At 63.8% G+C, this 25,416-nt stretch carries 18 protein-coding genes and 1 riboswitch; of the genes, 6 read left to right on the plus strand and 12 right to left on the minus strand.

From position 1 onward, the window contains the following. The first annotated feature begins 84 nt into the window (after nt 1-84). Nucleotides 85-1,509, plus strand: a complete 1,425-nt coding sequence (locus tag AT302_RS07075) for an MFS transporter (protein ID WP_157125913.1) — start codon at nt 85-87, stop codon at nt 1,507-1,509. A gap of 91 nt (nt 1,510-1,600) precedes the next feature. Beyond that, entirely contained in the window at nt 1,601-2,194 is a 594-nt protein-coding gene (locus AT302_RS07080) for a class I SAM-dependent methyltransferase (protein ID WP_058377821.1), read from the plus strand. 20 nt (nt 2,195-2,214) lie between these two features. On the opposite strand, the gene AT302_RS07085 is transcribed toward AT302_RS07080, so the two are convergent. Further along, on the minus strand, nt 2,215-3,138 hold the full coding sequence (locus AT302_RS07085) for a LysR family transcriptional regulator (protein ID WP_058377822.1): 924 nt from the start codon (nt 3,136-3,138) through the stop codon (nt 2,215-2,217). Nucleotides 3,139-3,266: 128 nt separating this feature from the next. Between AT302_RS07085 and metE the strand changes: the two genes are divergently transcribed. Further along, nucleotides 3,267-5,570, plus strand: coding sequence for a 5-methyltetrahydropteroyltriglutamate--homocysteine S-methyltransferase (gene metE / locus AT302_RS07090; RefSeq protein WP_058377823.1), 2,304 nt, complete (start codon nt 3,267-3,269; stop codon nt 5,568-5,570). Nucleotides 5,571-5,689: 119 nt separating this feature from the next. Here metE and pepN read toward each other — a convergent pair whose 3' ends face one another. Beyond that, complete coding sequence (pepN, locus tag AT302_RS07095) at nt 5,690-8,401, minus strand: aminopeptidase N (protein WP_058377824.1); 2,712 nt, start codon at nt 8,399-8,401, stop codon at nt 5,690-5,692. 212 nt (nt 8,402-8,613) lie between these two features. Here pepN and AT302_RS07100 point away from each other — a divergent pair, with 212 nt between their 5' ends. Beyond that, entirely contained in the window at nt 8,614-9,225 is a 612-nt protein-coding gene (locus tag AT302_RS07100) for a DUF4136 domain-containing protein (protein WP_064675049.1), read from the plus strand. 128 nt (nt 9,226-9,353) lie between these two features. Here AT302_RS07100 and AT302_RS07105 read toward each other — a convergent pair whose 3' ends face one another. The 3 genes from AT302_RS07105 to AT302_RS07115 form a co-directional block, all read right to left on the minus strand. Beyond that, nucleotides 9,354-9,911, minus strand: coding sequence for a TMEM165/GDT1 family protein (locus AT302_RS07105; protein WP_058377826.1), 558 nt, complete (start codon nt 9,909-9,911; stop codon nt 9,354-9,356). A gap of 13 nt (nt 9,912-9,924) precedes the next feature. Further along, nucleotides 9,925-10,127, minus strand: a riboswitch (yybP-ykoY riboswitch). A 24-nt stretch (nt 10,128-10,151) separates the two neighbouring features. Next, a complete protein-coding gene (locus AT302_RS07110; RefSeq protein ID WP_058377827.1) occupies nt 10,152-12,023 on the minus strand; it encodes a hypothetical protein in 1,872 nt (623 codons plus the stop codon). Nucleotides 12,024-12,037: 14 nt separating this feature from the next. Continuing rightward, nucleotides 12,038-12,457 (minus strand): type III secretion system chaperone family protein, encoded by a 420-nt coding sequence (locus tag AT302_RS07115; RefSeq protein WP_058377828.1) that lies wholly within the window; start codon nt 12,455-12,457, stop codon nt 12,038-12,040. A 778-nt stretch (nt 12,458-13,235) separates the two neighbouring features. On the opposite strand from AT302_RS07115, the gene AT302_RS27835 reads away from it, so the two are divergent. Next, nucleotides 13,236-14,108 (plus strand): phosphodiester glycosidase family protein, encoded by an 873-nt coding sequence (locus AT302_RS27835; RefSeq protein WP_167365784.1) that lies wholly within the window; start codon nt 13,236-13,238, stop codon nt 14,106-14,108. Between the two features lie 191 nt (nt 14,109-14,299). On the opposite strand, the gene guaD is transcribed toward AT302_RS27835, so the two are convergent. From guaD to xdhA, 6 genes are all read right to left on the minus strand, one after another. Continuing rightward, the gene (guaD, locus tag AT302_RS07125; RefSeq protein WP_058377830.1) at nt 14,300-15,628 is read right to left on the minus strand and encodes a guanine deaminase; all 1,329 of its coding nucleotides are present in this window, start codon (nt 15,626-15,628) and stop codon (nt 14,300-14,302) included. Between the two features lie 19 nt (nt 15,629-15,647). Beyond that, nucleotides 15,648-17,072: an NCS2 family permease gene (locus AT302_RS07130; protein ID WP_237172086.1), complete on the minus strand. Its 1,425-nt coding sequence runs from the start codon at nt 17,070-17,072 to the stop codon at nt 15,648-15,650. Nucleotides 17,073-17,414: 342 nt separating this feature from the next. Further along, on the minus strand, nt 17,415-18,455 hold the full coding sequence (locus AT302_RS07135) for an adenosine deaminase (protein WP_058377831.1): 1,041 nt from the start codon (nt 18,453-18,455) through the stop codon (nt 17,415-17,417). Nucleotides 18,456-18,600: 145 nt separating this feature from the next. After that, on the minus strand, nt 18,601-19,728 hold the full coding sequence (gene xdhC, locus AT302_RS07140; protein WP_237172087.1) for a xanthine dehydrogenase accessory protein XdhC: 1,128 nt from the start codon (nt 19,726-19,728) through the stop codon (nt 18,601-18,603). Continuing rightward, on the minus strand, nt 19,728-22,076 hold the full coding sequence (xdhB, locus tag AT302_RS07145; RefSeq protein WP_058377832.1) for a xanthine dehydrogenase molybdopterin binding subunit: 2,349 nt from the start codon (nt 22,074-22,076) through the stop codon (nt 19,728-19,730). The genes xdhC and xdhB overlap by 1 nt, the downstream gene beginning before the upstream one ends. 12 nt (nt 22,077-22,088) lie before the next feature. After that, entirely contained in the window at nt 22,089-23,561 is a 1,473-nt protein-coding gene (gene xdhA, locus AT302_RS07150) for a xanthine dehydrogenase small subunit (protein WP_058377833.1), read from the minus strand. 209 nt (nt 23,562-23,770) lie between these two features. On the opposite strand from xdhA, the gene AT302_RS07155 reads away from it, so the two are divergent. Continuing rightward, nucleotides 23,771-24,763 (plus strand): LysR substrate-binding domain-containing protein, encoded by a 993-nt coding sequence (locus AT302_RS07155; protein WP_237172088.1) that lies wholly within the window; start codon nt 23,771-23,773, stop codon nt 24,761-24,763. A 100-nt stretch (nt 24,764-24,863) separates the two neighbouring features. Here the strand turns inward: AT302_RS07155 and AT302_RS07160 are convergent, their stop codons facing one another. Continuing rightward, nucleotides 24,864-25,376, minus strand: coding sequence for a disulfide bond formation protein B (locus tag AT302_RS07160; protein WP_058377834.1), 513 nt, complete (start codon nt 25,374-25,376; stop codon nt 24,864-24,866). Nucleotides 25,377-25,416: the final 40 nt, after the last annotated feature.

Genomic DNA, 25,416 nt, shown 5'->3' on the forward strand with positions numbered 1-25,416 from the left:
ACTGGGCGATGCGTCGACAAAAAGCTGTTCGGCCATGACCGGACAGGCCCGGAGACGACTTTCATGCCATCCCCCCAAGTTTCGATGCCTTCCTCGCCTGCCACCTCTGCCGCCGCCCATGCGCGCGCGGCCTCAACGCTCACTGCCGGTGAGATTTCTGCCCGCCTCGACCGACTGCCGCCCACACGCACCGTGTGGAAACTGGTGGTGCTGTTGAGCCTCGGGTTCTTCTTCGAACTCTACGATCTGCTCTACACCGGCTATATCGCGCCGGGACTGGTCAAGAGCGGCATCCTGACGCCGACCACGCCGGGCTTGTTCGGCACCACGGGCGTCGCGAGTTTCATCGCGGCGCTGTTCTCCGGCCTGTTCATCGGCACCATCGCCTGCGGCTTCCTCGCGGACCGTTTCGGACGTCGTGCAGTCTTCACCGGCTCGCTGCTCTGGTACACGGTTGCCAACGTCATCATGGCGTTTCAGGAGACGGCCACGGGCGTGAACTTCTGGCGCTTTATCGTCGGCCTCGGCATCGGCGTCGAGCTGGTCACCATCGGCACGTACATCGCCGAACTGGTGCCCAAGCAGATTCGCGGCCGCGCGTTCGCGTGCGAACAGGCGGTGGGCTTTACCGCCGTGCCGGTCGTGGCGTTTCTCGCTTACTGGCTCGTGCCGCGCGAATTCCTCGGTCTGGAAGGCTGGCGCTGGGTGGTGCTCATCGGTGCCCACGGTGCCGTGTTCGTCTGGTGGATTCGCCGCGCATTGCCCGAGAGCCCGCGCTGGCTGGCGCAGAAAGGGCGTCTGGAAGAAGCCGATCGCGTGCTGAGCGCGATTGAAGCGAAGGTCGCTGCCGAGTACGGCAAGCCGCTGCCGCCGCCGGGCGTGCCGGAGCCGGTCGTGCCCAAGGGCGCGTTCCGCGACATGTGGGTGCCGCCGTACCGCAAGCGCGCCATCATGATGATTCTGTTCAACATCTTCCAGACGGTGGGCTTCTACGGTTTCGCCAACTGGGTGCCGACGCTGCTCATCAAGCAAGGCGTCACCGTGACCACGAGCCTCGGCTATTCGAGCGTGATCGCGCTGGCGGCGCCCATCGGGCCGCTGATCGGCCTGTGGATGGCCGACAAGGTCGAGCGCAAGCACGCCATCGTGTGGACCGCGGGCATCGGCATCGTGTGCGGGCTGGTGTTCTCGCAGGTGACGTCGTCGTTCCTGCTGATCGCGATGGGCATTGGCCTCACGCTCGCGAACAACATCATGTCGTACAGCTATCACGCTTATCAGACGGAACTGTTCCCCACGGGCATTCGCGCTCGCGCCGTCGGTTTCGTGTATTCGTGGAGCCGTTTCTCGGCAATCTTCACGGCGTTCCTGATCGCATCGGTGTTGCGCAATTTCGGCGTGACCGGCGTGTTCGTGTTCATCTCGCTGGCGATGCTCGTGGTCATGCTGTCGATCGGCCTGATGGGCCCGCGTACGCGTGACGTGGCGTTGGAGAAGATTTCGCAGTAAAAACGATTCACCGGCTTCGGGCGATCGACGGATCGTGAGGTGCCCGAAGCCTCGAAGCCTTCACACTTCACGTCCCTTGGAGGACGAGACCATGGCGGATCTGCAAACCGAAGCGGCCTACGAGGCCAATGCCGTACGTTACAGCGAAGACTGGCTCAACCAGCCGCCGCCGGACGATATGTATGCGCTGCTGGTGCGCCACTTCGTGCCGGGCGGTCGCACGGTCGATGTCGGCTGCGGCAATGGACGCGATGCGGCGTGGCTGGCGCAGGCGGGATTCGATGTGACGGGTTACGACAACTCGCCCGCGCTGGTCGACCTCGCGCGCAAGACGTTTCCGTGGGTGTCGTTCCATGTGGGCAAGCTGCCGCAACTCGAGAACGTGACCGACACCTTCGACAACGTGGTCTGCGAGACGGTGCTCATGCATCTGAGCGCGGCTGACGTGCCCGCTGCGGCCGACCGGCTCTGGACGCTGGTGCGCCCCGGTGGCGTGCTCTACGTGTCGTGGCGCGTGACCGAGGGGGCCGACCAGCGTCATGAAGACGGCCGCCTCTATAGCGCGTTTGCACCGGATGTCGTGCGTGCGGCGTTGCACGAAGGCGTCGTGCTGCACGAAGAAGACGTGACGAGCGCGAGTTCAGGCAAGCGCGTTTGCCGCCTGATCGTGCGGCGGCCCGCCTGACGCCACGCCATTCAGGATCTTCAGAGCAGTTCGATTTCCGGCAACGAGAGCAGGCTCGTCTCGCGCATCAGCGAGACGAATTCCCCGATATACGGACGCGCCGTAATCGCGGGTAGCGTCGCCGCCCACAACTCCGAGGTCAGCCCCTTCGGCGTGATCGGCCGTGCGCTCACATAGCGCCGCTCCAGATAGCCGGTGACGGCCCACAACGGCAGGGCCGCCAGCCCGCGTCGGCTCGCCACCAATTGCAGAATCGCGACCGTCAGCTCGGTGGTGCGGCGCGTGGGTTCGATGCCCGCCGGGCGCAGCACCTGACGCACGATGTCGAGCATGTCGTCGGGCACCGGGTAGGTGATCAGCGTCTCGTCGCGGAAATCCTCGGCATCGAGGTGCGTCTTCGCGGCCAGCGGGTGATCGTTGGCCATCAACGCCATCATCTGGAAGCGGAACAGCGGGTGAAAGTCCACCGCTTCGCCTTCTTCACGCTCCGAGATGATCGCCAGATCGGCGCGGTCCTGATGCAGCAGGCCGATCGGGTCGGCATGAAAGCCCGACACGATATCCAGTTCGACTTCCGGCCAGCGCACGCGAAACGCGTCCATGGCGGGCATCAGCCAGTCGAAGCAGGTGTGACACTCCACCGCAATGCGCAGCGTGCCCTGCGTGCCCTGTGCCAGCCGTGTGAGATCGCGCCCGGCCTCATCGACGGCAGGCACCACCTGTTCTGCCAGTGCTAGCAAACGCTTGCCGGCTGGCGTAAAGACCAGCGGTGACGACTTGCGCACGAACAACGGCAGCCCGTAGAAATCTTCCAGCGCCTTGATCTGGTGCGAGAGCGCCGATTGCGTCAGATGCAGCCACAGCGCCGCACGCGACACGCTACCGGTATCGCGCAACGCCAGCAGCGTTTGGAGGTGCCGAAGTTCGATGGGTGATCGCTGCATGAATTAATTTAATGTTAAATGGCAAAAACTTTCGTTTGAATAATACATGGGCGACCGGGATACTGCCACTCTGGGCGGAAATTACCCGCCGGTTTCGCACAACATCCGCCTTCTGGAAGACCCCGCTCATGGCCCAAGCCCACGTACTCGGACTGCCGCGCATTGGCGCGCAACGTGAACTCAAATTCGCGCAGGAGGCGTTTTGGCGCGACGACATGGACATCATGGCGTTGCAGGCCACCGGGCGCAGCGTTCGCGCTGCCAACCGCGCTGCGCAGCGTGCCGCCGGGCTCGACTGGATTACCGTAGGCGACTTCCATTGGTACGATCAGGTGCTCTCCACGCTGGCACTCGTCGGCGGCCTGCCGGAGCGGTTCGGTGCCAAGCCCCAGGCGCTCACGCTGAACGACTACTTCACCGCCGCGCGCGGCAACGCGCAACACAGCGCGATGGAAATGACGAAGTGGTTCGATACCAACTACCACTACCTCGTGCCCGAGTATTCGCCGCAGACGCGCTTCGGCAAGGGCGTCGACTGGTTGTTCGAAGAAGTCGCCGAGGCGCTGACCGAGGGTGCCAACGTCAAGCCAGTGCTGCTCGGTCCGCTCTCGCTGCTGTTTCTCGGCAAGGAGAAGGGCGGGCTTGAGGATCGTCTGACGCTGTTGCCCGACTTGATCACGCAGTATGTACGCGCGCTCTCGCGTCTGAAGGCGCAGGGGGTGACGTGGGTGCAGATCGACGAGCCGATTTTCGCGCTCGACTTGCCGGAGCGCTGGCGCGAGGCGTTCGCACCGGCCTATGCCGAACTCGCCGACGTGGCGCCGTCGCTGCTGCTCACGACCTACTTCGGGGATGTCAGCGAGCATGCGTCACTGCTCGCGTCGTTGCCCGTGGCCGGTGTGCATCTCGATGGCGTGCGCGCCCCGCAACAACTGGCCGCATTCGCCGCGTGCTGGCCCGCAGACAAAGTGCTGTCAGCAGGCGTTGTCGATGGCCGCAATGTGTGGCGCTGCGATCTGGCACGCGCACGGGCATTGCTGATGCCGCTGGCCGAGCCACTGGGCGAGCGCCTGTGGGTGGCGTCCAGTTGCTCGCTCATGCACTGCCCGGTCGATCTGGCGAGCGAAGTGTGTCTCGATAAGGAAGTCCGCAAGTGGTTGGCGTTCGCTGTGCAGAAGCTGGGTGAAGTCGCGTTGCTGCGCCGTTCGCTCGACCCGGGTGAGTTTGCGTCGGCCGATGTGCGTGCCGCGTTTGTCGCCGATGGCACGGCGCAAGCGGAGCGCCGCACCTCGCCGCGAATTCACAACAGCGTGGTGCAAAAGCGGCTGGCGGCGCTGACCGATGCCGACGCGCGCCGCGCCTCGGCCTATCCGGTGCGTGCCGAGGCGCAGCAGGCATGGCTCAAGCTGCCGGTGTTGCCGACGACCACCATCGGGTCGTTCCCGCAGACGCCCGCCATTCGCAGTGCACGCGCCGACTTCAAGCGCCGCGTGATGTCGCATCTGGACTATCTGGAAACGATGCGCGCGCAGATTCGTCTGGCGATTGAAAAGCAGGAAGCGTACGGCCTCGATGTGTTGACGCATGGCGAAGCCGAGCGCAACGACATGGTCGAGTATTTCGGTGATCTGCTCTGGGGGTTCGTGAGCACGGAACACGGCTGGGTGCAGAGCTACGGTTCGCGTTGCGTGAAGCCACCGGTCATCTACGGCGACGTGTATCTGCCCGAGCCGATGACGGTGACGTGGAGCGCCTATGCGCAGGAGCTGACCGACAAGCCCGTTAAGGGCATGCTGACCGGACCCGTGACGATGCTGCAATGGTCGTTCGTTCGCGATGACCAGTCACGCGAACTCACGGCATTGCAGATCGCGCTGGCGTTGCGCGAAGAAGTGGCGGCGCTGGAAAAGGCCGGTGTGCGGGTGATCCAGATCGACGAGCCGGCGCTGCGCGAAGGGCTGCCGCTGCACGCGAACGACTGGCCGTCCTATCTGGCTTGGGCCGTGCGGGCGTTCCGTGTGTGTTCGTCGGGCGCGGCAGACGACACGCAGATTCACACGCACATGTGCTATTCGGAATTTCACGACATTCTGCCGTCGATTGCCGCGCTCGATGCCGACGTGATCTCGATTGAAGCTGCGCGCTCGAATATGGAACTGCTGGGTGCTTTCGAAGCGTTCGAGTACCCGAACGAGATCGGCCCGGGCGTGTACGACAATCATTCGCCGCGCGTGCCGTCGCAGGCGGAGATGGAGCGCCTGATCGAGGCCGCTCTCGTGCGGATTCCGGCCGAGCGGCTGTGGGTCAATCCGGACTGCGGTCTGAAGACGCGTGACTGGGGGCAACTCGACGGCGCATTGACGAATCTCGTGGCGGCGGCAAAGGCGGTGCGTGAGCGATTGGGGCTGGCGGTGACGGCACAGGCTGCCTGATTCATCGGCTGATTCGGCTGATTCAGCTCAGACGCCCGGCCATGAAGAAAGGCGATGCGTATTTCTCGCATCGCCTTTTGCTTGTCTGCGTCACCACATCAGCGTGACTGCCCAGCCGTTCAGGCCAGCGCCTTCTCCACGATTTCGCGCACGTCTTTCGACAGTGCTTTGTGGTCCGCGACTTGTTGCAACGCATCGCGCATGCGGTCACGCAGCGTCGGCGTGTACTTGCGCCAGCGGTCGAGCACGCGTGCGAGGCGTGCAGCGACTTGCGGGTTCAGGGCGTCGAGCGAGAGCACTTGTTCCGCCCAGTACTGATAGCCCGAGCCGTCGGCAGCGTGGAACTGCGCCGGGTTGCCGCTACAGAAGCTGAAAATCAGCGAGCGTGCGCGGTTCGGGTTCTTGATCGTGAACGCCGGGTGACGCATCAGCGCGCGCACCGCATCGATCACGCAATGACTGCCGTCGCCGCGTTGCATGGCCTGCAAGGCAAACCATTTGTCGATGGCCAGCGCTTCGTGTTCAAAGCGCTGATAGAAGTCGTCGAGTGCCTCGGCGGCGTGATTCTGACCATGCGCCGCATCGCCGTCACGCGCGGCACCGCCACGTTGCACGAGCGCCGTGAGGGCGGCGAAACGGTCTGTCATGTTGTCGGCGGTGTCGTATTGCGTGCGGGCGGTTTGCGCCACGCCGGCGTCCGACAGTTCCATCAAGTACGACAGCGCGAGGTTCTTGAGCGCGCGTTCGCCAGCCGATGCGGCATCCGGGCGATAGGCACCCGGCACGCGGTGGTTGTGATACGCGGCCAGCCACTCGGTATGCAGCGAGGCGGCCAGACGCTGACGCAGATACTGACGCGCCGCATGAATCGCGGCCGGGTCGATCTCGCTCATCTGCTCGCCGAGGTACGACTCGGCCGGCAACGTAAGGGCCTGCGCGCGGAATGCCGGATCGAGCGTTTCGTCGCGCAACACCTGACGGAAGGCTTCGAGCACGTAGCTGTCCACGCTCGGCAGTTGGCCCATCTGAATCGATTCGACCAATGCCAGCAACTGACGCGTGGCGAGACGCTGGCCCGCTTCCCAACGGTTGAACGGATCGCTGTCGTGCCCCATCAGGAACGCGAGTTCGTCGATGGTGTATTCGTGCTCCACGATGACCGGCGCGGAGAAACCGCGCAGCAACGAGGGCATCGGCGTGTGATCGACGTCCACGAACGTGAAGCTCTGACGCTCCTGCGTGAAGTCGAGCACGCGCGTGGTGGCTGCCGGGGCGTCCGTCGATTCACCCGCCAGACGCAGCGCCATGTCGCGACCGTCGCGATCGAGCAGGCCCACGGCAAACGGAATATGGAACGGCTGTTTGACGAGCGCGCTGTCGTGCAGCTCCACGCCGACCTTCGGGCAGCGTTGCGTGAGCGTGAGCGTGTAGGTGCGTGCGGCTTCGTCAAAAGTGGCATCGACCGTCACGCGCGGCGTGCCGGCCTGGCTGTACCAGCGGCCGAATTGCGTCAGGTCGCGCTGATTGGCGTCGGCCATCGCGGCGCGGAAGTCGTCGCACGTCACGGCTTGACCGTCGTGACGCTCGAAGTACAGGTCCATGCCCTTGCGGAAGCCGTCGCGGCCGAGCAGCGTCTGATACATGCGCACGACTTCGGCGCCTTTCTCGTAGACGGTGACGGTGTAGAAGTTGTTGATCTCGACGTAGCTCTCGGGGCGCACCGGGTGAGCCATCGGGCCCGCGTCCTCGGGGAACTGCGCCTGACGCAGCACGCGCACGTCGTCGATACGCTTGACCGCACGGCCCGAGTCCGAGCCCATCATGTCGGCCGAGAATTCCTGATCGCGGAACACCGTCAGGCCTTCCTTGAGACTCAACTGGAACCAGTCGCGGCAGGTCACGCGGTTGCCGGTCCAGTTATGGAAATACTCGTGGCCGACCACGGCTTCGATGTTGCCGAAGTCGTCGTCCGTCGCGGTGGCGGCATCGGCCAGCACATACTTCGTGTTGAAGATGTTCAGGCCCTTGTTTTCCATCGCGCCCATGTTGAAGTCGCTCACGGCGACGATCATGAAGCGGTCGAGATCGAGCACGCGGCCAAAGCGCGTCTCATCCCAGCGAATGGAATTGATGAGCGAGTCCATCGCGTGTTCGGTCTTGTCGAGGTCTTGCGGCTGGACCCAGACCTGCAACAGCTTTTCGCGGCCATCGCCAGCGACGATGCGGGCTTCGCGGCACACCAGACGGCCTGCGACGAGTGCGAACAGGTAGCTCGGCTTCTTGAACGGGTCGTCCCAGATCGCGAAGTGACGGCCATCGGGCAAATCGCCCTTGTCGATCAGGTTGCCGTTGGCGAGCAGTACCGGATACGCTTCGCGATCGGCGCGCAGCGTGACGGTGTAGGTCGCCATCACATCCGGACGATCGAGGAAGTAGGTGATCTTGCGAAAGCCTTCGGCTTCGCATTGGGTGAAGAAATTTCCGCCCGACACGTACAAGCCCATCAGCGACGTGTTCTCCTGCGGGCAACAACGCGTGACGAGCGTGAGTTCGAACGCTTGGGGCGGTGCCTCGACGGTGAGCGTCTCTTCGCCGGTGCGGTAGCCGCTCCACGGCTTGCCGTCGACTTCGAGGCTCACCAGTTGCAGGCCCTGACCGGCCAGTTCGAGATCGCCACCCGCGCCTGCCGGGTTGCGATGCACGCGCAGGCGGCTGGTCACGGTGGTGACGTCGGGAGCGAGGTCGAAGTCGAGTTGGACGGTGTCGATCAGGTACGCCGGAGGCGTATAGTCGGAGCGCTGAATAAGGCCAGCGATATCGGTTCTGAGCATGGACGGTGATTTTGCGGACGGCCAAGGATTCACAAATTGTAACGGATTGCCGCGTTTTGGCTCGTCACTTGGTGCAACGTCGAAAAATTGGGAGAATTTTGCCCGTGCGGAACCGTCAAAGATTCGGGAGGTGCACGAGGCACCGTCCTATGCTTAAATCGGCGCGAGGGGCTCGCTTTGCCGTACTTGGCATTTCTCTGGAGCAGTGAATCATGTGGAAAAGATGGGGAATGGCGACGCTGGTCGCTGCCAGCGCCATGCTGGCCGGCTGTGCCAGCACGGTCACGAGCCAGGTGACCGCGTTTGGCGACTCGCCGGGCTTTGATGGGCCGCGCACCTACGCGCTCACCCGTACCCCGGAGCAGCAGAACAATCAGGAGCACGCGACCTACGAGCAGTGGCTGCGTAACCGGCTGGCCGGTGACGGTTTCGCCGAGCAAAGCCCGTCGTCGGCGCACTATCTGGTGGGGATGAGCTACGGCATCAGTCAGCAGATGATGCGCGTGGCCGAGCCCGCTTACGACCCGATGTTCGCGCGGGGGCCGTGGGGCCCGTGGGGACGTCCGTGGGGTTGGTACGGTTATCCGTACGGGGGCGCGATGCCGGCCTACATCGAGCGCGACTATCCGTATGCGCTCAAGGGGCTGCAACTGCGCTTCACCGACCGGGCGAGCGGCAAGGAGGTGTATCGCGTGTCGGCCGAGACGAGCGATGGCGGCACGTCGCTGGCGTCCACCATGCCGTATCTGATCGATGCGGCGCTCAAGCAGTTGCCGTTCCCGAGCGGGCGCACGGTCAACGTGGAGCAGAAGGTCGGACAGTGATGGGTGAGGGCGCAGCACGGCAGGCCGTGTGCTGCGCTGTCATGTGACAGGTCACGCAGACGCCGGGCAGGGCGTCGTGCCGCTGGAGAGCGGCGCGACACCTTGCCCGGCGTTTTTGCTTTTCTGCGTTACTGCATCAGCGTGATGATGCCGAGCACCAGGAAGATGACGGCGGCCACCGCATGGACGGCGCGCGTGGGCAGGCGTCCCGAGAACTTGTGACCGACCAGTACGGCGGGCACGTTGGCGAGCATCATGCCGAGCGTGGTGCCGGCGACGACGCCGAAGAAGTCCTGATAGCGTGCGGCGAGCATCACCGTGGCGATCTGCGTCTTGTCGCCCATTTCGGCGATGAAAAACGTGAGCACGGTGGAGGCAAATACGCCGAGCTTGCGCTTGGTGTTGGCGTCTTCGTCGTCGACCTTGTCCGGAATCAGAATCCAGATCGCCATGCCGATGAACGATGTGACGACGGCCCACTTCATGATCGACGGGCTGATGGCGGTCGACAGCCATTCGCCGAGCGCACCGGCAAAGCCGTGATTGACGAGCGTGGCGACGAGAATGCCAAGAATGATCGGCACGGGCTTTTTAAAGCGCGCAGCGAGAACGAGGGCCAGCAATTGGGTTTTGTCGCCGATTTCGGCGAGACCGACGACGCCGGTCGAGATGAGGAATGGGGACACCTTATTTTTCTCCGCCGGGCCACGTTAATGCGAGCCAATGACAATGCATCCCGGCCCGGTTGGCGGAAGCATCGTCATCGGTCTCGCCAGGCCCTTCGGCTGCGCACGCCATAGCCGAAATCGGCCAAGTCTGTTGACGTACGCCCCTGCCGGTACACGCAATACTCGCAAGACGCGATGTGCACGACAGGGCGGCTACTCCCCAATGAATCGGAGCGGATTATAGCATCGGTCCCGGGGCTATGCGCAAGCGACCTGATCGGGGCGCAGTCTGTGATGTTCGCTGGCCCCCATGCCGAGGCGGCTGACGATCAGATCCAGTTCCGCCTCATGCAAGACGCCGGCCTCGATAGATGCCTCAATCTCCCTCACGTCCTTCTCGATCGTGTGCATGGCGCGCTTGTGGCCGTTGCGCACGTCGCTGCGCGGCTCGGTTTGCGACGCTAGCAGATGGGTGAGTAATTCACGTTTCAAACGTGCGAGCGTGAGTTCCGTTTCGGCCTGTCTGCTCGGCTCGTTGCCGACGTGCACCTCCGACGAGAGATAGCCGGTTGTCTTCTCGGTGATGACACGGCGATACGGAATGTGACCTTGCCAGCTGGCGTGGCGCTCCGGCGTGAACATGTCCTTGTGTTCGAGATAGGCGACGTTGTGCCCGAGCAGGGCAAACGGCTCCAGCGCGCCGCTGCGAATGCCAACCAGGCGTGACCCTGTTTTCGAGAGCAGGGTGTCGATGAAGTACCACTGATTTTCCCGCGCCGCGAGTAGCTGTTCTCCATCGAATTTGCCGTTCCAGAACCGGCCGATTTGTGGCCGGATTTCCGGGCGGTTGGGATGACGGTCGAACGTCCCTTTGGGCAGATCTGACGCAGGGTTGATGTAGGTGTCGGCGATGTCAAACACGTTCAGACCTTCGTCTTTCAGGCGACTCGCAATCTGTTCGAACATGAGTGGGCGCGAGATTGCCTGCGACTCGCGTTCGTTGGCGCCTTCGCGATCGGCAATCCAGAGTCCCACGCTGTTCTTGTCGAGTTTGTGGTGTCGCACGAGCGAGTCGACGGCGTCATCGATGCGTTGACGTGTTCCCGGTTCGACGAGATTCCATAGGCGTTGACGGATTTCCCCCGGCAGCGCATTGGCGCGTGCTTCGCTTTGCGCAAATTGGCGTCGAATGAGTTCAGTGGTGACCGAGATATGGAAGATGTGTTCATCCTTGGCGATCAACGCCGTCAGGCCGGCGGCGCCAGGGCCCGCCTTGAACTTGTCGCGCGTGTTCGGCTCGTCGAGGCTCTCCCGGGCGTTCTTGAGCGCCTTCCCGGTATCGTCAAATTTGAAGATCGAGACGCGCTCCTTTGCGTTTGCAATGCCGTTCTTCTCCAATGCTTCGGTCATCACCTTGCGAGCGGTCTCGGCATCTTGTGCCTGACGCGTCACTTCCTTTGGATCGCCTTGGGCGGCATGGCCGATCACGACGTTCAGACGAGGCTCCATCAGCGCGGCAATGATCAACGTGTACCGGTCGCCGGTGGCATAGCCGGGCAAGAACGTGAAGACTTTCCTGTTTTCGTCTTCGAGCACGGCGGCGAAGGGCTTGTCGCGCTCGTGAAGGTACGGCAGGCCCTTGCCGGTCGCCGGGTCGATACAGAATTCCTGATTCCTCATCACATTGGCCTTGCCGACGATATGTCCGCGCAAGGGCATGTGTGTGGCACGCGCCGTTGCCTGCCTGAGGGCCTCTGCGCCGATATCGGCACGGAATCGCCGCGAAGAATCGAAGTGTTCTCCAACGTGCCGCTCCAACTGGGCCGTCGCGTTCGTGGTTTCGCCGGCAGGGTTGGAGGCACTGAATCGCTCATCGAGCCGCGTGTCGCATTGCAGTGAGGAATCTGCGTGCGTGGTGGTATCTCCCAAGCTCGCGCGGGTGGAAGCGCCGGAGATTTCAGCAGGCGTCTTGGGGAGTGAGATATCTGAGGCAAGCGTGTTGCCCGTCATCGCCAGAAAATCGAAAAGATGGAGATCGGGAAACTCGCGTTCGGGGCTGATGGAGACGCGTCCGATGGATTTCGGCGGTGCTGCCAAAGCGTGGTTGAAGTAGGTTTCGAATTGAAGCATGGGGGGGCTCGTGATCAGGTGTTAAGCAAGTGGAGGGTGCGGTTCGGCACGGATTCGCTGACGTCGCACATCGTGCGATGGATTTGCGATCGCATGTCTGCGAGGCGGGCGACACGCTTGGACAATTGCTCCGGCGTCGCCTCGTGTGGGCCGAATGAGTCGAACAGACGCACCGTATCGGTCGGGCGGTGCATGGCAAGCCAAACGCTTCCCATCGTCTGAATCTCTGCATTCAGGTGAAGGAGGCAGTCTCTGGCGGCGCTGTCGAGTGAGGCGGCGGGCAGGGGCAGCGACGTGTGAATGACCAGCCGGTCGTGCCCCGCAACGGTGTCGACGTGCCACGTCTGTCCGTCGGCATCGGTCACGCAGAGGGAGCGAGGTTCGGGGGGGCCGTCGGCATGAAGATCGCGGGCCAGCCGGGACAACGCTGCCATCGGGGTTTCAGCAAGGGGGCGGGGGGCGTGCAACTGACTAACTCCAGATTGAATGGGCCAAGACGTCGTGTCATGACACGACATCGTTACGAAGGCGCAGGACGACATGCCCGGCGCACTCACTCTGACTGCACGCCGGAAAGGCACGTTCGCCGGAGAAGCCCCGGTGAAACCCGTTTGTGCCGCCTGCGCTGATGCGTCGTGGGAATTCCCTTCGATGTTGGCAAACGACGGGAGGGCGGCGACGCCGTCACCGGTTTGAATACGGTCTTGTGTGCGCTTTCGCACCGCAACGACGCGAATGCCACAGTTCCGTGCAGTGAAGGAGAAGCGATGGCAGGGACGGCGTCATGCAAGTGGATTGCGCTGGCGTGGGAATGCACCCATGAGGAATCGCGCGTCGCATTGGCGAATGCGAAATGCGATGCCCGGAACCGACAGCGCAGGAGCCGAAGTGCAGCGACGATGCGTGCCCGTTTCCGATGACGCGGTGAGCGCCGCTAACGCGGTATCACTCGTGCCTCGTCGAGGCAAACCTGGAGAGTCAATGCTGACTGTGGTCAAAGCGCGAGGGCCAGCCGAGTGTCCATCTACCTACCGGCAATCGGACGCGGCCGACACGCTGGTGCGCTCGCTGAAGGCTGTTCGGCAATTGCCGGGGATCCCCCCTTTATCGACGGCACCGTCCACGCGTGACGAGCGGTTGACGCGCGCAAAGGCGCTTATGAGCGGTGTCGCGACGCGGCGCCATGTGCACGTGCGGAGCGTTGCGCCCGGGATGATTCTCGTCAGGGTCGCGGGCGATGCGCGATGCTTTGCCCGCGTGGGGATGGACGACGCGTTTTCCGACGGGCCGGATATGGCGTACCAGCGACTGGCCTATGTATCGGTGGCGTGGCCTCAGCATCAGAGCCGGGTGCTGGGCGGTAATGCCGGGCTCAGTAGCGTAGATGCGCTCGCCAACGAGGCCTTTGGGGCATCGAACGGCACCGGCGGTGCGGTGATCAACGGGGCTTTTTTCAATTTCCAGCGACGCACCGATGCCGGGCACCCGGAACATGCGCCAATCGGCGCGCTGCGCGCATCCGGGCGGTGCAGCGACGGACTGCCGTTACCGGCGGCGTATCTGGACGACTACGTGGGGGTGCGATTCGACGACGGCTCGCATCTCGAGACGGCGCCCATGTTGTCTGCGCGCGGCAACGCCGCATTTACGCGCGAACGGCTCGCAGGCGACGCGTACCATCTCCCGCCCGATTTCTCATTCGCCTCGGCCTGTATCCACCCGGGAGAACTACAGCACGCTGCCGATCCCAACCCGCGGGCGGCGATCAGCCTGCCGATGGCATTCCAGCGCAATAACGTCAGGCTTGTCGTGGGCATGGCGAACGGACGTGGCAGTACCTGTCGCTCGGGTTATTCGCTGCCGGCGTGGGCCGGTGTCATGGCGCGCATCGATCGTCTGGATGCATTGCCCCATCAGTCGGTCAATCTGGATGGCGGCAATTCGATTGCGCTGGTGATCAGCGACGGCGAGGGGCGTCGATACCGCATCGGTCAGCCGCAGGAGGACCGGCATATCGCCAGCGCGATTGCGTTTGTGCGCTATGCCACGCAGGTAGGTCCGTCATGCCGGTCTGGGGGCGGTTGACGGCGGCGCGCAGGATGCAAAAAAGGGCGGCCGAAGCCGCCCAAGGAGATCCCCGACCGCATGCCCCTTGCGCACGGTCGGCGACCGCGGGGGAACGTGCGCCGCGCCAAGGCGGCGGCGTACGTTTCCTCGCGAAAGCAATGCAACAACGTCATGCACGGCATTACTGCGCAAACCTCAGCGCCTCGATGTCAGTGCGCCGCGCGTCGGTGCACCGGCTTGCCGGCGGCGTACGTCGTGGCGATGGCACGGTCGTCGCCGAGCATCGCAAACGCGAACAGCAACTCTTCGAGCGACTCGGCCAGTGCCGAACGGCGGGCGAGCAACGGCGTCGCCTTCGGATCGAGCACCACGAAGTCGGCTTCCGCCCCGACTGCCAGCGTCCCGATGGTGCCGTGCAGATCGAGCGCATGTGCGGCGCCTTCGGTGGCCAGATAGAACATGCGTTCGGCCGTGAGGTGATAGCCCGACAGGCGCGCGACCTTGTGCGCCTCGTTCATCGTTTGCAGCATCGAGAACGTCGAGCCGCCGCCCACGTCGGTGGCAAGCGTCACCGGCATGCGCGTGGCTTCGGCGGACGCGAAGTCGAACAAGCCGCTGCCGAGGAACTGGTTGGACGTCGGGCAATGCGCGGCGACGGTGCCGGTCTCGAACATGCGGCGGCGGTCGTGGTCGTCGAGCCAGATGCAATGGCCGTACACGGCGCGCCGGCGCAGCAGCTTGTAGTGGTCGTACACATCGAGATAGCTGCGATGGCCCGGGAACAGCGAGCGCACCCATTCCACTTCGTCGGTGTTCTCAGCCACGTGGCTCTGGATGAACACGTCCTGATAGCGCTGCGCCAGTTCGCCGCATACGCCGAGCTGGGCTTCGGTCGAGGTCGGCGCGAAACGCGGCGTCAGGGCGTACATCTGACGGCCGTGGTTGTGCCAGCGCTGGATCAACGTCTCGCTGTCGCGGCCGCCGCTCTCAGCGGTATCGCGCAGGAATTCCGGACAGTTGCGATCCATCATCACCTTGCCGGCGATCATGCGCAGGTTGCGCGCATCGCTGGCCTTGAAGAAGGCATCTGCCGAACCCGGGTGCACCGTGCAATACACGAGCGCCGTGGTCGTGCCGCCACGCAGCAGTTCATCGAGGAAGAACTGGGCGACGTCGGCCGCGTATTCCGGGTTTTCGAAGCGGCGTTCGGTCGGGAACGTGTACTTCTCGAGCCAGGGCAGCAGGCCGGGCGCAGGCGACGCGATCATGTCGGTCTGCGGATAGTGAATGTGCGTGTCGATAAAGCCCGGCGTGATGATCTTGTCGCGCAGGTCGTCGATGGGCGTGCCGGCGGGGAGCGTGGGCGCCACCTTGGCGTAGTCGCCCACGGCGGTGATGCGGCCGTTTTCATACGCGACGATGCCGTCGGTGTGATGCACCGTGCCGGGCGTACCGTCGAGGTAGGCGCGTGCCGGGTCGTGCGTGAAGTAGACCAGTTGCGCGCGTACGGCGCGCAAGGCTTGGGTCGTGGTGGACATTTGCAGGGTCCTTATGTCGTTACATTTGCGTGAGCAGCAGCACTGCCAGCGCGGCGACGATCCACATCGCCGGCTTGATTTCCTTGGCGCGCCCGGTGAACAACTTGAGCACGACGAAAGCGAGGAAGCTGTAAGCGATGCCGTCGGTAATGGAGTACGAAATCGGGATCATCACGAGCGCGATGAAGCTCGGGATGGCCTCGTCCATGCGGTGCCATTCGATGCGGGCGACGGATTCCATCATGAACACGCCGACCAGAATCAACGCCGGGGCAGTCGCGATGGCGGGCACCAGCGAGAGCATCGGCGAGAGGAACAGGAACGGCAGGAACATCAACGCGCAAACGACGGCCGTCAGGCCCGTGCGTCCGCCTTGGGCAATGCCCGCGGCCGATTCGATGTAGGCGTTGGCCGGGCTCGTACCGAGCGGGCCGGAAATCAGCACCGAGAACGAATCGACGATCATGGCCTGACGCATGTTGCGCGGATTGCCGTCGCGATCCTTCATGTTACCGGCTTCGGCAATGCTCATGAAGGTCGAGAGGGTATCAAAGAACGCGGTGAACAGCATCACGAAGATGAACGGCAGGTACGCGACTTTCAGCGCACCCAGCAGGTCGAGCTGGCCGATGCCGGAGAAATCGGGGGCTGCGAAGAAGCCGTGGAAGTTCACAAGCGTGGCGGTGGCGATTTCCTTGGGGAAGTACGCGGTGCCATCGCCCCAGAAACGGCCGATGGGAATGGCCATCAGGGTGGTGACGACGATACCGATCATCAGCGCGCCGTTAACCCGGCGGGCGACCAGCACGGTGGTCAGTGCCAGCCCGATCAGGAAGGTGACGGTCGGCGGCGACAGATGCGCGAGACGCACAACGGTGACCGGGTCGCTCACCACGAGCTTGGCGTTGACCAGCCCGATCACGGTGATGAACAGGCCGATACCGCACGAGATCGCATAGCGCAGGTTGGCCGGAATGGCATCGACGACGAAGCGTCGCACGTTCAGTGCCGCGAGCAGCGCGAACAGAATGCCCGACCAGAACACGCAGCCCAGCGCGGTCTGCCACGGCATGCCGACGCCATGCACCATGGTGAAGGCGAACAGGGCGTTGAGGCCCATGCCGGGGGCGACGAGGACCGGGTTACGGGCGTACAGGCCCATGGCGCAGCTGCCGAAGAAGCTGATGAGCACGGTGGCGGTCAGCGCGGCCGGGAACGCCATGCCGGTCTTCGACAGAATGGCCGGGTTCACGACGATGATGTACATCGCCGCGAGGAAGGTGGTGATACCCGCTATCACTTCCGTACGGAACGTCGATCCGAGTGCCGTGATACCGAAATAACGATCGAGTGCCGATGCAGGCTGCGCGCCCGCCACGCGCGTGGTGTCGTGTGCCGCTTCGGGCGCGGCGCTGCCTGCCGGGGGGCTGAGCGATGAGTCCATGGGGTGTTGTCTCCGATGTTCTTAGATGTCGTGTGCCTCTTTGACGTCGCCGGTGTGGGGGCACCGGGATGCGCGCATTTGGGCACGCTCGAAAAATAGCATTCACGTCTGGTGAAAATATTCCTTATGCGGAATGTCGGTCATCACCCGGGGCTAATACATCGTGCCGACATTCCCGGGGAATAGCGGTGGTTCTCAATGCGGCGTCTCACATTCCCACGGCTGGCATCGCTTGAAGGATTGCCGTGCGTAAATCGCCATAAAAAAACGCCCGAAAATATTTCGGGCGTTTTTGTGATCGCGTGGTGCTGAATATGCGCTTAATTCACACGCGATTCACGCTTACGTCGCGTTGGCCGCGCGGAATTGCGCCAATTCGCTGATTAGCGCGTGTTTTTCGCCGTCACTGATGAACGACGCCTCAAAGCTGTTTTGCGCCAGCGTGTACGCATCGTCCATTGTCATATCGAGCGCATGGAAGGTCGCGAGGAAGTTTTCATTCAGATAACCGCCGAAATACGCCGGATCATCGGAATTGATCGTCACGGCCAAGCCTCGCTTCAACAACTGATGCAAGGTGTGCTGGCCCATATCCTCGAACACTTTCAAACGCACATTCGACAGCGGACACACGGTCAACGCGATCTTTTCGCGCGCGAGGCGCTCAAGCAACGCTTCGTCTTCGATGGCGCGCACGCCGTGATCGACGCGCTCGACTTGCAGGGTGTCCAGCGCTTCGTAAATGTAGGCGGGCGGGCCTTCTTCGCCGGCATGCGCGACGATGCGCAAGCCCAGCGCCCGGCAGCGCTCGAACACGCGTGTGAACTTGGCCGGCGGATGCCCCTGTTCCGAGGAGTCGAGCCCGACACCGATCAAACGATGCCCGTGGCTGTTGAAGTACGGCAGTGCGGTTTCCAGCGTCTGCAACGCGTCTTCTTCCGACAAGTGACGCAGGAAACACAGAATCATGCGGCTGGAGATGCCGTGCTGCGTCTCGGCTTCGGCCAGCGCGCGTTCGATGCCGTTGATCACCGTCTCGATCGAAACGCCGCGTGCCGTATGTGTCTGCGGGTCGAAGAAGATTTCGGTGTGACGGATGTTGTCTTGCGCGGCACGCGCGAGGTACGCGCGCGTCATGTCGCAGAAATCGTCCTCGGTCAGCAGGACGCTCGCGCCCGCGTAATAGATGTCGAGGAACGATTGCAGATCGGTGAAGGCGTACGCGTCGCGCAAGGCCTCCACGTTGGCGTACGGCAGCTTGACGCCATTGCGTTCTGCCAGTTGGAAAATCAGCTCGGGCTCCAGCGTGCCTTCGATATGCACATGCAGCTCGGCCTTGGGCATGGCACAGATGGTCTTGGCTTGTTCTGGCGTGAGTGGCATGGAATTGGGTGTTGTTGTTGGGGGATTGGGCGGGATTCTACCGTCGCAGGCGTGTGCCGGTCACGTGCACTGCGCAGGGCAAGGCGTGTGCGATGCGCACGAATGGGTTGTGCACTCACCGGGGGAGGGTGGGCAAGGCCGGCTGTCAGATCGGCGCACCGGCGCGATCGGGCGCCGTGGCAGGGGCGTCGCCGTGGCTGCCGGCAGCACCGGCCGTCGTGCCCGCTGGCGCACTCAGATGCATTTGTTGTTCGCGCACCCGCAGCAACTGTGCGGCGACGGCGATGGCAATCGTTGCCGGGGCCTTGCCGGTGATACCCGCCACGCCAATCGGGCAGATCATCTGCTCGAAACGCTCCGGCGGCACGCCCCGGTCGCGCAGCCGGTGCTCGAACTGGCGGCGCTTGGTCATGGAGCCGATCAGCCCGAAGTAGGCAAAATCGTCACGCTTGAAGATTTCTTCGCACAGCCGCTGGTCGAGCGCATGGTTGTGCGTCATCACGAGGAAGAATGCGCCCGGCGGCGCTTCGGCCACGACGGACTCGGGGGTGTCGGTGGATTCGACCGTGGTATTGGGCGGTACGGTGTCGGGAAACGTCTCGTGGCGCTCGTCGGCCCACGTCACGCGGCAGGGCAACGTCGCGAGCACTTGCACGATGGCCTGACCGACGTGACCGGCCCCGAACAGCACGATATGGAAGTCGCTCGGTGCGAGTCGCTCGCTCAGCCACAACCAGCCGTCGCTGCCTTGCCAGAAAGCGCAGGCGGCGTCATCGGCGTCGCGTGTCAGCGTGTGCGGATGGGCCAGCGGTTCGCTCGCATCGAGTTCGGTCAGCAACACCGGGCCGCCTTGCTGCTGGCTGGCCACGGCGTTGGCACCGGGGGCGCCGAAGGCCACACTGCGCAGGCTGGATTCGCCTGCGCTCAGCCGCTTATGCAAGGCGCTGACCCACGCCAGATCGGTGAGTGTCAGCACTTCAAAGGCGAGCGTGACGGCGCCGCCGCAGCACTGGCCCAGACTCGGGCCCAGCGCAAAACGCTCGACGTGCCGCCCGCCCTGTTGCCCGTACTGTTTGAGCAGTTGACGCGCGACTTCCATCGCGCGCCATTCCAGATGGCCGCCGCCGATGGTTTCCCACACGTGCTCGCGGGTCACGAGCAAATGCGTGCCCGCTTCGCGCGGCGCCGAGCCTTCGACGCGCGCGATCGTGACCAATACGGCGGCTTCACCGCGCGCGAGCAGTTTGTGGGCGGCGTCGACCCAGCGATGCATCAGCCGGCGCTCCGCGTGCGCAACTCGGTAATTGCCATGAGCAGCGCCTCGGACGTGGCCGGCGCATTGAGCACCGGTTCGTCGCGATGGTCGTTCACGCTGGCGACGGCGTCGCGCAACGCATTGAACACGGAGAACGGCAGCAACAGCGGCGGCTCGCCCACGGCCTTCGAGCGATGGATCGAGTCCATCACGTTGGTGTTGTCGAAGAGCGCCACGCGGAAGTCGGTCGGGCAGTCGCTGATCCCCGGGATCTTGTACGTCGACGGGGCGTGCGTCATCAACTTGCCGTCCTTGTTCCACCATAGCTCTTCGGTGGTCAGCCAGCCCATGCCCTGAATGAATGCCCCTTCGACCTGCCCGATATCGAGCGCCGGGTTGATCGACTTGCCCGCGTCGTGCAGCACGTCGGCACGCAACAGGCGCCATTCGCCGGTCAGCGTGTCGAGCACGACTTCGGACACGGCCGCGCCGTACGCGAAGTAGTAGAACGGATTGCCGTTCATCTTCGCCGCATCCCACGACAGGCCCGGCGTGGCGTAGAAACCGTCAGACCACAACTGCACGCGCGCCCAGTAGGCTGCTTCGACGAGATCGGGGAACGCGACTTCATTGCCGTTGGCCGTCACGACATCGTTGGCGAATTGCACGTCGTCAGCTGAGCCGCCGTATTTTTGCGCGGCAAACGCGGCCAGTCGCTGGCGAATCTGCCACGCGGCATTTTGCGCTGCCTTGCCGTTCAGGTCGGCACCCGTCGACGCTGCCGTCGCGGAGGTGTTGGCGACCTTGCTGGTGTCGGTGGCCGTCACGCGAACGTGCGAGAGATCGACGCCCAGCTCGTGCGCCACGACTTGCGCCACCTTGGTGTTCAGCCCTTGCCCCATCTCGGTGCCGCCGTGATTGACCAGCATCGAGCCGTCACGGTAGACGTGCACCAGCGCACCGGCCTGATTGAAGGCCTGCACGTTGAACGAGATGCCGAACTTAAGCGGCGTGAGTGCCAACCCCTTGCGCAGCACGGGGCTCGTGCGATTGAACGCGTTCACGGCGTCGCGGCGTGCGCGATAGTCGCTGGTCGTTTCCAACTCGCTGACCAGCTCGTGAATGATGTTGTCCTTTACGGTCTGCCCGTACGGCGTGGTGTTGCGATCGGTGGTGCCGTAGAAGTTGACGCGACGCACGTCGAGGGCATCTTTGCCCAGACGGCGTGCAATGGCGTCTTGCAACACTTCCATGATCAGCGCGCCCTGCGGGCCGCCGAAACCACGGAAAGCGGTGTTCGATTGCGTGTTGGTCTTGCCGCACAGCGCGCGCAGGTCGGCGTCGGGCACGTAGTAGGCATTGTCGAAGTGGCAGATCGCGCGCGTGGCGACCGGGCCCGACAGGTCGGCGGAGAAGCCTGCGCGCAGCGTCATGTCGACCTTCGCGCCGGTGATGCGGCCGGTGTCGTCGAAGCCTACGTCGTACTCGAAGTAGAAGCCGTGACGCTTGCCGGTCATCATGAAGTCGTCGTCGCGATCGAGGCGCAGCTTCACGGGGCGCTTGAGGCGCGTGGCGCACAGCGCCGCGACGCAGGCAAACAGGCCCGATTGCGATTCCTTGCCGCCAAACCCGCCGCCCATGCGACGGCATTCGACCAGCACCTGATGGCTGTGCCAGTGCAGCGCATGCGAGACCAGCATCTGCATTTCGGTCGGGTGCTGCGTCGAGCAGTAGACGTGCACGCCATCGTTCTCTTTCGGAATGGCGTACGAAATCTGCCCTTCGAGATAGAACTGCTCCTGCCCGTTGCATTCGAACGTGCCCGTCAGGCGGTTCGGCGAGGCTTGCAACGCCGCATCGGCATCGCCACGGCGCAGGTGATACGGCGGCAACACGCCGGCGCCTGCGGCCTTGGCGGCCTGCGGCGTAAGAATGGACGGCAGGTCTTCGTATTCGCCCTTCGCCAGACGTGCAGCACGGCGCGCCGCGTCATGCGATTCGGCCACGACGGCAAACATCGGCTGACCGATGTATTGCACGATGCCGTCGGCGAGAATCGGATCGTCGTGGATGACCGGGCCGCAATCGTTCACGCCGGGAATGTCGGCGGCGGTCAGCACGGCGACCACGCCTGGCGCTTTGCGCACGGCGTCGAGATCGAGTGACAGAATGCGCGCGTGCGCCTTGGGCGACGGGCCCAGTGCGCAGTGCAGCGTGCCTTGAACTTCGGGGATGTCGTCGGTGTAGGTGGCTTCGCCAGCCACGTGGAGGACGGCCGATTCGTGCGGACGCGAGCGGCCCACCTGGGCGCTCGATGCCGTGGTGGTACCGGTCTGCGTCATGAAGCCTTCAACTTGCGTGTTCATGGGCGGCTCCGGTCAGACGTTGGCAAACGCATTGACCTCGTGCGCCGCCAGCGGCGCGTCGGTACGCGTTTCCAGGAAAAAACGATACAACAGATTCTGCGCGCCCGCGAGCCGGTAAGCACTCGTCGCTCGCATATCCGACAGCGGCTGGTAGTCCGTCGGCAACGCGGCCATCGCGGCGCGCACGGTGGCCTCGGTCCACGGTTGTCCGTTCAGCGCCGCTTCGATGGCGGCACCGCGCTTGGGCGTCGCGGCCATACCGCCGAAGGCGATACGGGCCGAGCGCACCACATCGCCGTCGAGGTCGATGGCGAAGGCCGCGCACACGGCGGAAATGTCCTGATCGAAGCGCTTGGCCAGCTTGTACGTGCGGAATCGCTGGGGCGTGCGCGGATACGGCACGCGGATGCCCTGCACGAACTCACCCGGCTCGATGGCGCTCTTCTGATAGGCGATGTAGAAGTCCTCCAGCGGCATTTCGCGCACGCGGTCTTCACGGCGCAGCACGATGGACGTGCCCAGCGAGATCAGGCCCGGCATGGAGTCGCCGATGGGCGAGCCGTTGGCGACGTTGCCGCCGAGCGTGCCCGCGTTGCGAATCGGGAACGACGCGAAGCGCTGACGCAGTTCCGCCAGTTCGGGGTAGTGCTTGACCAGTGCGTCGAAAGCATCGTTGAGCAGGGCGCCTGCGCCGACATAGATGCCGTTCGGACCTTCCGAAATCTCGCGCAGTTCCGCGACTTGCCCGATATAAATCAGGTGTTTGAGATCGCGGAATTGCTTGGTGACCCACAGGCCCACGTCCGTGCTGCCCGCGAGAATGCGTGCGTCCGGGTGCGCGGCGCGCAGCGTGCCCAGCTCGGCCAGCGAGCGCGGGGCGTGGAACAGGTGGTTGTCGTGTTCGTACGTCAGCATCTCACCGCGTTGCAGCGCTTGAAGCTGTTTGGCGAGCGCGGCACGATCGAATTCGTGGCGCGGCAGGTCGTACATCTTCTGCGCAGCATCGACGATCGGGCGGTAGCCGGTGCAACGGCACAGGTTGCCGGACAGCACGTCGTCGATTTCGCGACGGCTTGGGCAGCCCGCCGATTCGGGGCGGTTCAGATACATGGCCCACAGGGACATGACGAAGCCGGGCGTGCAGAAGCCGCACTGGGAGGCGTGGCAGTCGACCAGCGCCTGTTGCACCGGATGCAGCTCGCCGGTCGGCGCGCGCAGGTCTTCTACGGTGAACAGGGCCTTGCCATCGAGGGTGGGGAGAAACTGGATGCACGCGTTGACCGCGCGCAGGGAGACATCGCCATCGCCGGCCAGCTCGCCGATCACGACGGTGCAGGCGCCGCAGTCGCCTTCGGCACAACCCTCCTTGGTGCCGGTGCAATGCAGGTCTTCGCGCGTGTACTGGAGCACGGTTCGGGTCGTATCTTCGCCCGTGACTTCGTGCACCTTGCCGCGGTAATAGAAGCGGATGGGTTGTGTCTCCATGATTCTCAGTGTAGTGCAGTGAATTGTTGTCGATGCGCCGGGACTGCTCCGGCGTGGGGATGAGCCGAAGATAGCACCGGCGCGGGAGGTAAATATTTCGTGCCCATGATGATGGCTATTCGGTCGCCCCGATGACGCGGCATTGTCATAAACTATCGTTCATCCCCCCGTTATCAGACGTTCAACACGTCCACCGAGCCCCCGTCCCCATGCAAAGACCCCGCGAACAGATCGACGCCTACCTGCTGCGGGTGCTCCATACGCTGCTCACCGAACAAAGCGTTTCACGCGCCGCGCTCAAGCTCGGCCAGTCGCAACCGGCGGTCAGCAACTCGTTGCGCCGGCTGCGCGAAATCACGGGCGACGCCATTCTGGTGCGCGGCAAGAGCGGCATGGTCGCCACCGAACGCGGCCGCGAACTGCTGGGTTTTGCGACCGACGCGCTCGCCGCCATCGACCGTATCACCCATCCGGCCACCGAATTTGCCCCGCAGACCACCACGCGGGCGTTCCGGCTGGGCGCGCCGGACTATCTCGACGCGGTTTTCCTGCCCAATATCGCCGAAGTGCTGCGCCGCGATGCGCCGTCGGCGCGCTTGCACGTCCAGCCGATCAATGCGGGCTTCGACTATGCCGGTGCACTGGAAAACGGCTCGCTCGATGTGGTGATCGGCAACTGGCTGGAACCGCCGCCGCAACTGCACATGTCGCGTCTGTTCGACGACGAAGTGGTGTGCATGCTCGGTGCGCAGCATCCGCTCGCGAACAAGGGCATCTCACTGAAGCACTATCTGGAATTGCCGCATCTCGCGCCCACGCCCTACGTGGCCGAGCGGCAGAGCTTTATCGACGGCTGTCTGGCGGAGCAGGGGCTGCGGCGCAACATTCAGATGACGATGCCGTACTTCGGGCTCGTGCCGTACGTGCTGATGCGCACGGATCTGGTGTTTACCACCGGGCGGCAGTTTGCGCAGCACTACGCGCGCTATTTGCCGATTCGCGTGCTGCCGTCACCGTTCGCGTTCCCGCCGATGCGGTTCTATCAGCTCTGGCACGAGCGGACCCACGCGGCCCCAGAGGTGACGTGGCTGCGCCGGCGTGTGGCGGAAGTGGCAACGGAGCTGGATGCGGCCGGGAGTGGTGCCGGTGCAGGCAATGGCGCGGGGCTCACAACGGATGGCACGGTGGCCGGACGGCCTTAAAGACAAGACTGGCCGCCCGGGAGGACGGCCAGTGAGACAGACTTCGATATCGGGCGGTGCCCAGCGGGCACACGTCGATATCGAATCAGGGAACGACGCCTTAGCGCAGCGAAATCGCGCGACGCGGACGATGCAGCGCCAGCGCCAGAAAAATCACGACAAACGCGGCCAGCGACCACATCGGCAGCGTCAGGCCGAGAATCGGCGGATACATCGTCTGACACATGCCCTGCACCTGGAAAACCTGCGGCAGCATGCGCGAGGTCGGCAACGCGTCGACAAATGCTTCGACGACGTCGTAGCCGCAGCTCACCATCGGATTCGCCTGCACGTAGATCAGATAGGCCGATGCGGCCATGCCGCCAATCGCCGACAGCGCTGCAAGCACGCGCGCGAACTGAATGCCCGCCCAGCCGCGCGAGACCGCCCCGACCAGCCCGAAAATCGCGATCAGCACCAGCGAGTAGCGCGCCAGAATGCACAGCGGACAAGGGTCTTCGTGCAGCACGTACTGGAAGTACAGCGCGCCGCCCAGCAGGGCCAGGCACACGAGGGTCAGCAGGAAATACAACGAGCGTTCGCGGCGCAGGGCCGGGTCGATTTGAGCGTTCATGTCACTTCGGGCGGATGGACTATCGGATAACAGACGGCAC

The sequence above is a fragment of the Pandoraea norimbergensis genome (genome assembly GCF_001465545.3).
Lineage (GTDB): Bacteria > Pseudomonadota > Gammaproteobacteria > Burkholderiales > Burkholderiaceae > Pandoraea > Pandoraea norimbergensis.

Bases quoted from the DNA above. Each gene is read 5' to 3' on its own strand.
- pepN (WP_058377824.1), bottom strand. From the start codon at position 8,401: ATGCTCAGAACCGATATCGCTGGCCTTATTCAGCGCTCCGACTATACG.
- AT302_RS27835 (WP_167365784.1), top strand. From the start codon at position 13,236: ATGATTCTCGTCAGGGTCGCGGGCGATGCGCGATGCTTTGCCCGCGTG.
- AT302_RS07115 (WP_058377828.1), bottom strand. From the start codon at position 12,457: ATGGCAGCGTTGTCCCGGCTGGCCCGCGATCTTCATGCCGACGGCCCC.
- metE (WP_058377823.1), top strand. From the start codon at position 3,267: ATGGCCCAAGCCCACGTACTCGGACTGCCGCGCATTGGCGCGCAACGT.
- AT302_RS07160 (WP_058377834.1), bottom strand. From the start codon at position 25,376: ATGAACGCTCAAATCGACCCGGCCCTGCGCCGCGAACGCTCGTTGTAT.
- AT302_RS07080 (WP_058377821.1), top strand. From the start codon at position 1,601: ATGGCGGATCTGCAAACCGAAGCGGCCTACGAGGCCAATGCCGTACGT.
- AT302_RS07075 (WP_157125913.1), top strand. From the start codon at position 85: ATGCCTTCCTCGCCTGCCACCTCTGCCGCCGCCCATGCGCGCGCGGCC.
- AT302_RS07110 (WP_058377827.1), bottom strand. From the start codon at position 12,023: ATGCTTCAATTCGAAACCTACTTCAACCACGCTTTGGCAGCACCGCCG.
- AT302_RS07135 (WP_058377831.1), bottom strand. From the start codon at position 18,455: ATGCCACTCACGCCAGAACAAGCCAAGACCATCTGTGCCATGCCCAAG.
- xdhC (WP_237172087.1), bottom strand. From the start codon at position 19,728: ATGCATCGCTGGGTCGACGCCGCCCACAAACTGCTCGCGCGCGGTGAA.
- AT302_RS07100 (WP_064675049.1), top strand. From the start codon at position 8,614: ATGTGGAAAAGATGGGGAATGGCGACGCTGGTCGCTGCCAGCGCCATG.
- AT302_RS07155 (WP_237172088.1), top strand. From the start codon at position 23,771: ATGCAAAGACCCCGCGAACAGATCGACGCCTACCTGCTGCGGGTGCTC.
- AT302_RS07130 (WP_237172086.1), bottom strand. From the start codon at position 17,072: ATGGACTCATCGCTCAGCCCCCCGGCAGGCAGCGCCGCGCCCGAAGCG.
- guaD (WP_058377830.1), bottom strand. From the start codon at position 15,628: ATGTCCACCACGACCCAAGCCTTGCGCGCCGTACGCGCGCAACTGGTC.
- AT302_RS07085 (WP_058377822.1), bottom strand. From the start codon at position 3,138: ATGCAGCGATCACCCATCGAACTTCGGCACCTCCAAACGCTGCTGGCG.
- xdhB (WP_058377832.1), bottom strand. From the start codon at position 22,076: ATGAACACGCAAGTTGAAGGCTTCATGACGCAGACCGGTACCACCACG.
- xdhA (WP_058377833.1), bottom strand. From the start codon at position 23,561: ATGGAGACACAACCCATCCGCTTCTATTACCGCGGCAAGGTGCACGAA.